We start from the raw sequence: 11,566 nt of genomic DNA, 5'->3' as shown, positions 1-11,566 counted from the left end.
GTGTGCGCAGCGGGACTCCGGAGCTGCGGCGGGCCCTGCCGTGGATGGCCCTGACCCTGCGCAAGCCGTTGCCGGCGCCGCGCGAGATCGGTCCGGGGGTGTGGGTGGAGCCGGTGTCGCCGCGGCCGGGCACCGAGCCGACCGAGAGCTCCCAGCGCACCGCGCTGCCGGTGTCGGTGGACCTGTGGGCGGACGGTGACGACCTGGTGGGTCGGCTACAGCACCGGGTCGACCTGCTGGACGCGGACGCGGCGGGAGCGCTCGTGGAGCGCTTCACGGTGGCCGTGGCGCAGCAACAGCAGGAGACCGTGGGCTGAGGGCCTGCGGATACGACGATGCGGCCTCGCCCGAGTGGGCGGGGCCGCATCGTCGTCGTGCGCCGGCCTGGACGGGGGGGTTCAGGCGGCCTTGCGGAAGACCGACACGTGCCGAGTGCTCTTGGCCGTGAACGGCTCCCCCGCCCAGCCGCCGTCGCGGCGCACCAGTTCGAGGCCGGCGAGCTGTGCCATCAGGTCCAACTCGCTGGGCCACACGTAGCGGATCTGACTGGGGTAGAGGCGGATGCCGCTCTCGCTGACGATCACCACCTGGGTACGGATCCGCTGACGGAGCGTGTCGTGCATGGTGGCCTCCAGGAAGACCCGGTCGCGCTCGACGCTGCCGGTGGCCAGTCGCTGGCCGTCGGCGTCGGTGCGCCTGGGGTCGGGCACGTACATCTCGGTGACGAGCGTGCCGCCGGGCTCCAGGTGGTCGGCCACGTTGCGCAGGCAGCGCACCTGGTCCTGCTGGTCGAGCAGGCACAGGAAGGTGTTGAAGACGATGTAGATCAGCGAGAACGCGCGGTCGACGGCGACGTCGGCCATGTCACCGAGGATGACCGGGAACGACTCGCCGCCGGGGCGCAGTTTGAGCTTGTCGATCATCTTGTCGGCACCCTCGATGCCGATCACCTCAAGGCCCTTGGCGGCCAGCGGCAGGGCCACCCGCCCGGTGCCGACGCCCAGTTCGAGGATCGCGCCGCCGCCCGCGTAACCGGCCAGGAACTCCACCGTGGCGGGGGTGTCGGGCAGGGGTCCCGTCCATTCGTCGTACACCTCGGCAACGGCGTTGTACGCGCTGGCGCTGGATGCGGCCATGGTCCTCTCCTCGGCGTTCACGATGCTGCGGCGACTCGGTCGGGTGCGGGCAACTCGGCGCGTTCCAGCCCGACGCGCAGGTATAGGCGGGCCAGCGGCTCGTCCAGGACCGGGCACCGGACGCCGAGCTTGGCCAACTCGGCGTCCGTGCGGTCGCAGGCGACGTCGGGGACGACCGCGGCGCTGCCCGCCGCCGCGTCGGGCAGGGTCGCGGCGATCTGCCGCAGCTCGTCGCGCTCCGAGGTCACCGACGCGTCCAGGACACGCCGGCGCCACAGGGCGAAGTCGGCGGGCCGCAGGTGGTAGCCGAACCGGCGCATCCACGAGAACAGCGTGGTGTAGCGGGTCTGTTCGGGCGCCATCAGGTGGTAGGCGGGCGGCGCCGATCCGTCGCTCGTGCGGGTGAGCCTTACGACGGCTCGCGCCGCGTAGTCCACGGGCGCCCACTGCAGCGGCGAGCCGGCCAGCGGGGCGGCGCCCATCGCGGCGCACGTGCGCAGGAACAGCCACGCGTAGTCGTTGGGATTGGAGACTCCCGTACGGGTGTGGCCGGCGAGCGTTCCGGAGCGGAACACCAGGGCGTCCACGCCGCGTTCGCGGGCCTGTACGACCAGGCGTTCGGCCGCCCACTTGCTCAACCCGTAGCCGCCGAGCGCGCCGGCGGGACCGAGTTCGGCGAAGTCCTCGACGACACCGGGGCCTTCTGCGCCCTCAAGGCTGTGTCCGTACAGCACCGAGACCGTGGACACGTGCGCGAGCCGCTTGGGCCGGCCCGCGCACACCAGGCGCAGCACCTCCACCGTGCCCGAGACGTTGGGGCCGCGCAGCGCCTCGTACGGGTAGCTGACGTTGACGCCCGCGCCGCAGTGGTAGACCGTGTCGGTCTCCGCCACCACGATGCGCCGGTCGGTCTCCGACAGGCCGCACCCCGGTCGGGCGAGGTCGCCCGCGAGGCCGATCACCCGGTCCGACCACGTGTCGCGCCACAGGTCGTAGTAGCGCAGGGCCGCCTCGATGCGTTCCTGCGCGGTGCCGTCCTCGGGCCGCACCAGGCAGTACACCCGCTGTTCCGTGTGTTCCACCAGTTCGGCCACCACGGCCGCGCCGAGGAACCCGGTCGCACCGGTGACCAGGGCTGCGCCGGGCTCACCGGCTCGGGCCGGGTCGTTGCGCGGTACGACGTCGGCGGGCAGCCGCTGGTCCTCGTCGACGGTGCTCATCGCCAACTCCACAGCGGCGAGGGGCCGTCGTCGTCCCAGCCGTCGCCGCCGTCGACGGCCCGGGTAGGCGCACCGGTCGCGGGGTCGGCGGCCCGGGGATCACCGGGCGCGGTGGGCCGCTCCGACCGCTCCGGTCGCATCGGCTGCTCCGGGGCCAGAATTCGTAGGTCGTCCTGCGTCAACAGAACCGGGATCGACGTCCTCACAAGCGCTCCTCACAGTTCTCCGCGCCGCGCGGCAGGACCGGTTCCCCGGTCGTCGCGGGCTCCGTACGAAAGGACCACGCGCGACGTACTCCGGCCGCCCGCAGTTGCCGGCGGGCGTGAGCCACCCGCGCGGCGAGTCCGGCGGACGCCGGGTCGAACAGGACCGCCAGGACCCGGCCGCTGTGTGCGACCTGGACGCCGATGCCGTCGCTGTCGCGGCAGATCCGCTCGCCGAGCGGCAGCGCGGCCTGGGGAAGGAAGCGCTGGTTGAGCCGGGCGCTGGCGGTGGCCGTGCGCCCCAACAGCGCGCAGTCGGCCTCGGTGACCGCTCGGCGCAACATGGAGCGCAGGTCGCGTAGTTGCTCGATCTCGCTCGCGTGGTATTCGCGTGCCGGCAGCGCGATGGTGTCCACGTCGGGACCGCCGACGTCGAAGCCCAGCACCTCCAGGCTCGGGAGTGGGCCGCCGAGATCCTCCAGGACGTAGCCGTCGCGGTTGGCGTACAGGACCGCGCGATGGCCGAACATCACCCCGTCCGAGGCTCCTTCGGCACGCACCGCGAGGGCGGCGACGTCCTCCTCGGTGAGCGTTGTGCCGTGCGCGCGGGCGACCGCCCGAATCGCGCTGACCACGTCGGCGGTGGAGGAGCCCATGCCGCGTTCGACCGGGATCGAACTGTGCACGCTCAGCCGTCCGCCTTCGCGAACGCCCAGCCGGCGCAGGGTCTCCCGGGCGGCTCCCGCGGCCTTGGTCTTCCACGCCGGGCTGACCGTGACGCCCGCCGCGCGGCCGGGTACGAAGGTGGCGCACGCGTGCAGCGAGGGGAACGGCAGCGAGACGACGGCGTGGGTCAGGCCGCCCTCGTCGCGTTCGAAGACGCCCTGGAGTATCTCGCCGTGATGGGCCATGGCGGTGCCGTGGGCCGGGCCGGGACGAACCTGCGGGCCCACGACGGTCAGTGGGCCCGCGTGGCCCCGGTCGGGCACGTCGGGTTCGACGGATGCCGGCATGTCAGGCGTGTCCTGCGGGACGTGCCGGCAGGGGACCGTCCGGGTTCTCCGTCAACGCGATCAGGGCGGCTTCGCAGGCCGCCGCGAACTCCTCCACCGTCGCGCGCTCCCACAGCGCGGTGCGGTACTTGACGTCGAACAGGAGCCCGTCCTCGACGATCAGGGTGGACACCTCCAGGTCGGTACTCGCCTGCGCGTTCGCGACGATGCGCCCCTGGTGGGCCAGGCACCCGGCCAACTCGAAGCCGGATTCGGCCTGGAAGACGTTGAGGGTGACGTAGGACCCGCGACCGCTGACCACCAACGAGTCGGCGCCCGCGGCGCGCAGGGCGTCGCCCGCCGGGCAGGACTGGTGGGCGTAGGCGCCGGCGACCGTCGCCCGGGTCGCGGCCAGGTGCTCGCGCCAGGTCGACCGCGCGTCGACGTCGTCGAAACGCAGCACGAGCAGGTTGACGAACACCCCCATGACGTCGGCCGCGTCGAGGTCGAGGCGGTTCTCGCACGGTGTGAGCAGTTGCACGTCGTCCTGCCCGGACCACTGCCGCAGGACGCCGGACAGCGCGGCGGCCATCACGATGAACGGGGTGACTCGTTCGCGGCCGGCGAAGGCGTACACCGCGTCGCGCACGGCGGGCGACGCGAGTCGATACACGACGTCCCCGTCGAAGGACGGTGCGGCCGGGCGCGGGAAGTCGGTGGGCAGGGACAGTTCGCGCAGGCCCGCGAGCCGGCGCCGCCAGTAGCGCCGATGTTCCTCGGCGGCGGCGGTCGCCTCGCGCCCGCGCTCGGCGGCGACGATGTCGCGAAAGGCGGTGGTGCGCGGCGCCGGCAGCTCGCCCTCGCCGGTGGTCCGCCATCGATAGCAGGCGGCGATCTGCGGGAACAACACCTTGGTGACCGCCCAGTAGTCCATCACCAGGTGGTGACAGGTCAGCAGCAGGTCCCGGGTGCCGGTGCCCAGGCGGACCACGGTCAGCCGGATCAACGGGAGTTCGGACACGTCGAAACCGCGGTCGGCTTGCTCTGCGGCCACCCGCGCGGCGGCCTCCTCGCGCTCCTCGGCGGGCGTCCGGCGCAGGTCCACCACGTCGATCGCGAACGCGTGCCCGGCGTGCACCCGACGGCTCGGGGCTCCGTCCCCCGCGGCCAGGTGGTAGGTGGTACGCAGGATCTCCTCGCGGTCGACGGCGCGGCCGAACGCCCACTCCAACGCGCCCTCGTCCAACGGCCCGTCGACGCGCAGCGACAGCGTGAGCGTGTTGACGGCGCTGCCGGGTACGAACTGCTCCATCAGCCAGAAGGGTTCCTCGGCGGCGCCCAGCGCGGTCGTCCGCTCGGCCAGCGCGCTCGGCGAGGCCGACGCGGCCGAGGGAGGCGACGCGTCCGGTGCGAGCGATCCGTCCGGTGCCTGCGACGCCGCTCCCCCGGCGGAGCCGTCCGGCGCAGGCTCGTCCGTCGCGTCGGCGAGCGCGGCGATCTCGTCGTCGGTCAGGGTCTCCAACTCCGCGAGCGCGTCGGCCACCGCCGGGTGACGCGCGGCGATCGCGGCGGCGAACTCGTGCAGTTCGGGATTCTCGAAGACGAACAGCAGCGGAATGTGCACCCCGAACTCGTCGGACAGCGTCTGCACCAGGCGCGAAGCCATCATCGAGTGGCCGCCCACGGCGAAGAAGTCGTCCTCGACGGTGACCCGCTCGTCCTCCAGGAGTTCGCGGCACAGGTCCACGATGCGCCGCTCCAGCGCCGGGAAGCGCGGCCCGGCCGCCCGAACGGGCGTCGCCTGCCCCGGCTCCGCGAGCCGATCGCCCCGAGGCGCACCCGCGATCCGCCACAGCAGTCGACCGTCCTCGACCCGACGCACCCACAGCGCACCGCCGACGTCGGTGTCGGTGTCGGCGGTGGGCACCGGGGCCCCGTCGACGTGCAGCACGCCCTCCAGGCCGGTGGGCGCGAGGGCGCCGGTGGCCTCCCTGACCTCGGCGAGGCCGGGCACGGCCACCACCTCGCCCCGACTGCCGTCCGGCCAGGCCGGATCCGACCACAGGACGACCGGGCCCGAGGGACAGTGCAGGGTGTGCCGGAGTTCGTCGCGGGCGGCACCCTCCGGCGCCGATCGGAGCTTCTCCGGCACGAAAGCCGGCTTCTCGCCCGCGAGATCGAGCGTGTCCAGGGTCGCGTCGGGGTCGGCCATCGCCGACTCCACGACCGCCGCGAAGTGGTCCACGAGCCGTTCGACGGTGGCCGCCGCGAAGATCGCGGTGTCGTATTCGACCGTCGCGACGACGTCGTCACCGTGCCACTCGAGATTGAACAGCAGGTCGAACCGGCATCGCCCGCGCGGCACGTGCACGACGCTCGTCGTCAACCCCGGGAAGGTGTCCGGGCGAAAGAACAGCGGCGGAGCGTTGAAAACCACCTGGACGAGCGGCGAGTGACCGGGGTCGCGGCTGACCAGACTCTCCCGCACGACCTGCCGGAACGGGATGAACTGCCGGTCGTACGCGGTGAGCGTGACATCGCGCGCGGTGCCCATCAGCTCGGCGAACCTCAGGTCGCCCGGCGCGCGCATCCGCACCGGGATCATGCACGACAGCGGGCCGACCACGTCGCGGTAGTGGTCGGGTCGGCCGTCCCCGCAGATGCCAAGCACCATGTCCTCGGCTCGCGTGTGCCGGTGCAGCACGGTCGTGAACGCCGCGAGCAGCGTGTGGAACGGCGTGACCCGATGCGCGGCGGAGAACCGGCGCAGCCGAGGCACCATGCCCGCCGGGAAGGGGTGGATCGCGAGCGCGCCCCGGCTGCGTTTGGTCGCCGGCCTCGGCGCGTCCTCGGGCATCCGCAACACGTGCGGAGCCTGCGCGAGTTCGGCCACCCAGGCGGCCCGCTCGGCGTCGAGGTCACCGCTGTCGAGGAGTTCGCCGTGCCAGCGGGTGAAGTCGCGGTAGTCGGCGGTCACCGGCGGGAGTTGCGGTGTGCGGCCTCGGCGGTGGGCGGTGTACGCGACGGCGAGCTCGTCGAGCAGCTGCGCGGCCGCTCCGGCGTCCATCACCTCGTGATGGAAGCCGAGCACGAGCAGGTGCTCGTCCTCGCCCAGCCGGGCCAGGGCGAAGCGCACCGGCGGGGTCACGGCCGCACGGTACGGCTCCTCCACCAACGCGCGGGCCCAGTCGAGCGCTTCGTCGAGGCGGTCGGTGAAGTCGGGCGGCGGGTCGAGCCGCACCGTCCACGGTTCCACCAGGGCCTGGCCCAGGCGACCCCGGTCTACCGGCAGGATCGTCCGCAGCGCCGCGTGCCGCTCGACGAGCAGGTCGAAGCCGGCTTCGAGGGCGGGCACCGACAGCGGTCCGGCCAGCCGGAAGACCAGGTGCTCGTTGTACACGGCGGCGTCGCGGTCCATCTCGTCGACGAGCCACATCTGTTCCTGTACCGGTGTCGCGGGCAGTACGTCGGTCGGGGTGGCCGTCACGACCGGGTCACCTCCTTGACACCCGCCGCCGCGGTCGCCCCGGTTCGGGGGTGGGCCGTGATCGGCAGCCGGGTGAGTCCGTTGATGAAGTTCGAGCGCAGGTGGACGGGCTCCCCGGCAGTCTCGAACCGGTCGAAGCGGGTGACCAGTTCCTCCAAGAGCACGGTCAGCGCCACTCGCGCCGCAGGACCGCCGACGCAGTAGTGCGGGCCGATGCCGAACGCGATGTGCGGGTTGGGCGAGCGGTCGATCAGGAACGAGTACGGGTCGTCGAACACCCGGTCGTCGCGATTGGCGGAGGCGACCCAGGCCACCACGAGTTCACCGGCACCGATGGTGGTTCCGGCGATCTCGACCTCGGTGAGGGTGCGGCGCATCAGGTGATTGGTCGGCGTGGACCACCGCAGCGACTCCTGCACGGCCGCGGCCGCGCGTTCGGGGTTCTCCTGGATCGCCTTCCACACGTCGGGGCGCTCCAGCAGCGCGAGCAGCATGTGCGTCGCGGTGTGCGGCGTCGTGGTGGTGGCGCCCATGACGAAGCTGTAGCAGTTGAGCAGCACCAGGCTGTCGTCCATCGGCGCGCCGTCGATCTCCACCCGAGCGAGCCGGGAGACGAGGTCGTCGCGCGGTTCGCGGCGGCGGTCGGCGATGAGTTCGCTGAACATCGCGAACAGGTCGTGGTGCGCCTCGCGCAGCGTCTCGGCGGTCTGTCCCTTGGCGAACTCCGGGTCGTCGGGCGCGACTCCGGCCATCGTCCAGCGGGGGATGTCGGACCAGTACTGCCGGGGGATGCCCAGGATCTCGCCGACGGCGGCCATCGGCAGGTCGAACATCAACCGGGCGAAATCGTGGTCGCCGCCCGCGGCGAGCGGCTCGATGATCCGCGTCACGTGCGCGCGGATGCGCTCGGTGCGTTGGGCGAGGATGTTCGTGGTCATGGTGTGGAACGCCGGCGTCCGAACGGCCGTGTGCCGCGGGCGGTCCATCAGGTTGATGGTCTTGCCTCCCGCGCTGTCCCCGCCGGTGACGTCGAGGATCGTGCCGTGTTCGGAGCTGTAGCGGCGGGCGTCCTTGAGGACGCGCACGACGTCGTCGTAGCGCGTGACGGACCAGAAGCGGGCACCGTCTGGGGTGTGCTGAGCCCACACGGGCGCCACGTCGCGCAGCGTCGCCAGGGCGATGTGTTGCGCATGGGTCTGGAATCGACGTGGATCGTAGAGATCGATCGAGTCGAGGGGCACTCGCTCGTCGGTCCCGGGGCCGGTCATGAGCATCGCGGAGGTCTCCCGTCCTGCGTCCAGGCGCACTCGGTGCGGCGCACGCACAGTCGGGAACTTATATCGGCCCCCGGGCCGAGGCAATGATTCTTTCTCCACCCCGAAAGGAATCGAAGGAAGAGCTTGCGGCGGATCCACCGGAACGTCTGTCGGTATTTCTTTCCGAAGTCTTTCGATAAACCGTCGGCACCTTTCCCCTCGTCGCAACACGCGGCTACCGTGTTCGAGGTGAATACACCTGTGAAGACCGGGAAATGGCTGCTGCGAAAGCCGCCGGAGGACAGCCCGTCGCTGTTGTTCTGCTTTCCGTACGCGGGGGTGGGCGCCTCCTCGTACCGACAGTGGCCGCAGACCCTGCCGGACGGCACCGCCGTGTGCGCGCTCCAGCCGCCCGGCCGCGAGAACCGCTTTCGCGAGCCGGGGCCGACGGATCACGCCGCCTTCGCGACCGACCTCGTGGCGCACCTCGCGCCGCTGCTGGACCGGCCGTTCGCCTTCATCGGGCACTGCGGGGCGGTGCCGTTCGCGCTGGAGACGATCCTGACCCTGGACGATCGGGGACTGCCGCTGCCGAAGCGGCTGTTCGCGTCCAGTTGGGGCGCGCCGCACCTGGGACTGTACGGCGCGCTCAACTTCGTCGACCTGGACACCGCCGACCTGACCGCCGAGGTCAAGCAGCGCTACCTGCAGACCGGCCAGGGCGAACCGCCCGAGGAGATGGCCGAACTCGGCGCCCGGGTCCTGCACGAGGACTTGGTGCTTCAGCGGCCCTACCGCTACGACGCCTCGCGTCGGGTGCCCTGTCCGGTGACGGTGATCTCGTGGTCCGAGGACGACGTGGTGCCGCCGGCGACGGTGGCGCCGGGATGGGCGGAGTGCGCGGACGTGCGTGTGGTGGCGCTGGAGGGCAGGCATTTGGACTTCCTGCACTGTCCCGGCGCGCTCTCCGACCTCGTGACCGGCGACCTGGCGCGCGCCGACGCCCCCGACTGAACACCGAAACCGAGACCGAGTCCGGCCGTGACGCGGTGCGGGTGTCCGGACGACGGGCCGCGCACCGCGTCGCCTCATGTCGCCTCACGTCGCGTCGTGCGGCCTGTCGCCGAACGGCTCGGCGCTCGAATCGATCGGGCCCGCGGATCAGGAGAGTTCACGGGCCAGTTCGGCCGGCGTGGGATGCAGCATGAGCACGCGGACCTTGAGCGGGATGCCCAGTCGCTCCACGATCAGCCGTACCGCCCGCCCGGCGCTCAGCGAATCGCCGCCGAGCAGGAAGAAGTCGTCGTCCACGCCCAGGTGTTCGCGGCCGAGGATCTCCTCCCACACCCGCACCAGGGCATCCTCCACCGGCGTGCGCTCGTCGTTCGTGCGCTCGTCGTCCGTGCGGGGGGCAGGACCCGACGCGGTCGTGGGCGCGGCCAACGCGGCCCAGTCGGGGACGGGCAGGGCGTTGCGGTCGATCTTGTCGCCGGAGTTGAGCGGCAGTGCGTCCAGCCGGACGAACACGTGCGGCACCATGTGGTCCGGCAGGACGCGCGCGAGTTCGCGGCGCAGGGCGCGGGTGTCCGTGTCGGCCCCGGCGACCACGTAGGCGACGAGCCGTCGGGTGCCCTGGGGATCCTCGGGCGCGGCGACCGCCGCCGCGCGCACGCCCGGTGCGGCGAGCAACGCCTTCTCGACCTCGCCCACTTCGACTCGCATACCCGCGATCTTGAGTTGGTGGTCCGCTCGGCCTCGGTGTTCGAGGATTCCGTCGGCGCGAAAGCGCACCAGATCGCCGGTGAGGTACAGCCGCCCGCCCGGTACGTCGCCGAACGGGTCCGGTACGAAGCGCTCGGCCGTCTGGCGAGCCGTCAGGTATCCGCGCGCCTGCTCGGGTCCCGCCACCGCGAGTTCGCCGACCACCCCGGGCGCCACGGGCCGCAGGTCACCGTCGAGGACGTACAGCCGGGCGCCCGGCCACGGCCGCCCGATCGGCGGCGGCAAGGTGCGGTCGCGCGCGGTCGCGGTGTGCGATGTGATGGGCCGGTCGCGGGGGATCAGCGGTGACGTGACGATGTTCACCTCGTTCGCGCCGTACCAGTTGCCCACCTCGAACGGCAGTTCCTCGGGTGCCCATCGGCGCACCCGGTCGCTTCCGGTCAGCAGGGTGCGCAGCGGGGTGCGAGCGGGCCAGGCGATGCCGACCAGGGCCTCCGCGAGCGGGGCCACCACGAAGACCTGGGTGATGCCTTCCGACAGCAACCAGTCGCGCAGCCGCTCCGGCGAGGACAGATCCTCGTCGCGCGCGATGTGCAGCGGCGCGCCGGCGACCAGGTAGGCCCACACCACGACGGTCACCGACACGTTGGTCTGGGCCGGGAAGGTCCAACCGCCCCGCTCCCCCGCCGCGACTGCGTGTGCCCGGATCTGGGCGAACGCGGAATGCGCGACGGCGCGGTGGGTGACGACGACCAGTTTGGGCGTGCCGGTGGAGCCCGACGTCTGCACCAGGAAAGCCGGGTCGTCGAGGGCCGGTTCCGGCAACGGGTGTTCCGGCGCGACCGGTCCGGGCGCGAGGCCGGTGGGCGCGAGTACGAGGACGTCCTTCGCCTCGGGCGGCAGGGTGCGCTCGAAGCGGCTCGTGGTCAGCACGAGCCGTGCCCCGGCCTGCTCGACGAAGCGTCCCAGGTACGCGTCGGGGGCCTTGGGGTCGAGCATCAGGGCGGCCGCGCCCGCGCGGTGCACGGCGAGCATCGCGACCACCAGTTCGGGGCAGCGGGGCATGCACAGCCCGACCACCGCGCCCGCGGCCGTCCCGTCCGCGACGAGGCGGTGCGCCAACAGGTCGGCGCGTGCGTCGAGTTCGGCGTAGGTCAGCGTCTGGTCTCCGTACACGAGGGCGATCGCCTCGGGAGTGTCCGCCGCCCACTCGGCCGGCAGTCTCGGGACCGGGCGCAGCGCGTCCGGGATGTCCGGCGTGGTCCCCCAACTCCGGAGCAGCGCGCGATCGTTCGGCCCGAGCATGGCCAGGTCCGCGACGGGTGTGTGGGGCAGGCTCGTGATCGCGTCGAGCATCCGCAGGACGTGCCCACCGAACCGTTCGGCGGTGCACGCGTCGATCAGGTCGGCGTCGTGGGTGAGTTCCAGCTGCGGCGCGGCGGCGCCCGGGTCGACGACGAGCGTGAGGGTCAACTCGGCGTCGGGCGCGCGGGAGATCACCGGGCGGCGCGGGTGTGCGCGTCGGACCCGAAAGCCGGCGGAGTAGCGCG

9 protein-coding genes are annotated in these 11,566 nt (G+C 72.4%); 2 read left to right on the top strand and 7 right to left on the bottom strand.

Features of this window, described 5'->3' with window-relative positions:
• Window positions 1–317, top strand: a 317-nt coding sequence (locus GT354_RS25430) for a hypothetical protein (protein WP_161358697.1), incomplete at its 5' end; no start/stop codon positions are given.
• Window positions 318–398: 81 nt separating this feature from the next.
• Here the strand turns inward: GT354_RS25430 and GT354_RS25425 are convergent.
• Genes GT354_RS25425 through GT354_RS25400 form a run of 6 tightly spaced genes read right to left on the bottom strand, consistent with a single transcriptional unit; the run spans window position 399 to window position 8,363 of the window.
• Window positions 399–1,136: a class I SAM-dependent methyltransferase gene (locus GT354_RS25425; protein WP_161358696.1), complete on the bottom strand. Its 738-nt coding sequence runs from the start codon at window positions 1,134–1,136 to the stop codon at window positions 399–401.
• A gap of 17 nt (window positions 1,137–1,153) precedes the next feature.
• Window positions 1,154–2,356 (bottom strand): thioester reductase domain-containing protein, encoded by a 1,203-nt coding sequence (locus tag GT354_RS25420; RefSeq protein WP_161358695.1) that lies wholly within the window; start codon window positions 2,354–2,356, stop codon window positions 1,154–1,156.
• Entirely contained in the window at window positions 2,353–2,562 is a 210-nt protein-coding gene (locus tag GT354_RS25415) for a hypothetical protein (protein ID WP_161358694.1), read from the bottom strand. The genes GT354_RS25420 and GT354_RS25415 overlap by 4 nt, the downstream gene beginning before the upstream one ends.
• Window positions 2,559–3,572, bottom strand: coding sequence for a hypothetical protein (locus GT354_RS25410; RefSeq protein ID WP_161358693.1), 1,014 nt, complete (start codon window positions 3,570–3,572; stop codon window positions 2,559–2,561). Before GT354_RS25410 ends, GT354_RS25415 begins: the two co-directional genes overlap by 4 nt.
• 1 nt (window position 3,573) lies before the next feature.
• Window positions 3,574–7,038 carry a condensation domain-containing protein gene (locus GT354_RS25405; RefSeq protein WP_161358692.1) on the bottom strand — a complete coding sequence of 1,155 codons (3,465 nt, stop codon included), beginning with the start codon at window positions 7,036–7,038 and terminating at the stop codon, window positions 3,574–3,576.
• A complete protein-coding gene (locus tag GT354_RS25400) occupies window positions 7,035–8,363 on the bottom strand; it encodes a cytochrome P450 (RefSeq protein WP_346012166.1) in 1,329 nt (442 codons plus the stop codon). The genes GT354_RS25405 and GT354_RS25400 overlap by 4 nt, the downstream gene beginning before the upstream one ends.
• Before the next feature lie 180 nt (window positions 8,364–8,543).
• Between GT354_RS25400 and GT354_RS25395 the strand changes: the two genes are divergently transcribed.
• Window positions 8,544–9,308 carry a thioesterase domain-containing protein gene (locus GT354_RS25395; protein WP_346012165.1) on the top strand — a complete coding sequence of 255 codons (765 nt, stop codon included), beginning with the start codon at window positions 8,544–8,546 and terminating at the stop codon, window positions 9,306–9,308.
• 147 nt (window positions 9,309–9,455) lie between these two features.
• Here the strand turns inward: GT354_RS25395 and GT354_RS25390 are convergent.
• The coding region (locus GT354_RS25390; RefSeq protein WP_161358691.1) for a non-ribosomal peptide synthetase at window positions 9,456–11,566 on the bottom strand (2,111 nt) is incomplete at its 5' end.

It is taken from the genome of Streptomyces sp. SID3343, assembly GCF_009865215.1.
GTDB lineage: Bacteria > Actinomycetota > Actinomycetes > Streptomycetales > Streptomycetaceae > Embleya.
The sequence above is the reverse complement of the archived record's forward strand: the minus strand, read 5'-3'. Positions and strand labels throughout refer to the sequence as shown.

Bases quoted from the DNA above. Each gene is read 5' to 3' on its own strand.
- GT354_RS25425 (WP_161358696.1), bottom strand. From the start codon at position 1,136: ATGGCCGCATCCAGCGCCAGCGCGTACAACGCCGTTGCCGAGGTGTAC.
- GT354_RS25420 (WP_161358695.1), bottom strand. From the start codon at position 2,356: ATGAGCACCGTCGACGAGGACCAGCGGCTGCCCGCCGACGTCGTACCG.
- GT354_RS25410 (WP_161358693.1), bottom strand. From the start codon at position 3,572: ATGCCGGCATCCGTCGAACCCGACGTGCCCGACCGGGGCCACGCGGGC.